Origin of the sequence: Actinomyces sp. S6-Spd3, assembly GCF_000758755.1 — a bacterium.
GTDB lineage: Bacteria > Actinomycetota > Actinomycetes > Actinomycetales > Actinomycetaceae > Pauljensenia.
The window spans coordinates 1-656 of the sequence record NZ_JRMV01000066.1 but is presented as its reverse complement, the minus strand read 5'-3'; the positions used below and the strand labels follow the sequence as shown (position 1 = coordinate 656).

The 656-nt window shown below is 48.3% G+C and carries 1 protein-coding gene; it reads right to left on the bottom strand.

Annotated elements, in window-relative coordinates; all coding sequences use genetic code 11:
- Window positions 1–119: 119 nt before the first annotated feature.
- Entirely contained in the window at window positions 120–551 is a 432-nt protein-coding gene (locus tag HMPREF1627_RS00435; RefSeq protein ID WP_034500020.1) for a hypothetical protein, read from the bottom strand.
- Between the last annotated feature and the right edge of the window lie 105 nt (window positions 552–656).

Here is a 656-nt window from a genome sequence, read left to right as displayed (position 1 = left end):
AACATTCTGAGAAGAGAACTCAGAGTCGTGTAACCCCAGACCCGCAACGCCATACGCATTGAAGCTGATTGGCGCTTGAACTTTACGTAGTTCGTTTGGTTCGTAACCAGTTAAGGTTCCTAGCCTGTAGTCGCCCCTATTTTTCGAATAATTTTGCCTTCGCCTGCCATTGTCTGAGCTTCGATAGCCGCCTGACTCTGAAGAGCTGTCACGGTCGGGATTACCATACCGACGTGATTCGTTGCCCGTCTGCGTGTTTGATTGGCGCTGTTGGCGGGTATTGTTGGAATCACCCGACCCGTGGGACGGCGAAGCAAACCAATCAGCCTTTGCTTCATTGCCAGGCTTGATGGACTCTTTGAAACATCTGCTGATTTGTAGAGAGGTTTTTTCATTACGGCGCGAATAATAGGTGCAGCGAATATCTCTACACTAAAGACAGCTCCAACCGCATACGCTCCTATTGCCCCCAGCACCACCGCTATTAATAGCGAAAGCAACCATGGAATTCGTAGGATCGCAAGAATCACAAATATGCGCCAGGAAGCCATCTAAAAATGCTTGGCAAAGGTCTTTGCGTTCATAACTACATCACGAGGATCAATGATGAACTAGTCAGGATAGGACCTAATTGCAAAGGCGCGCCATCACCATAT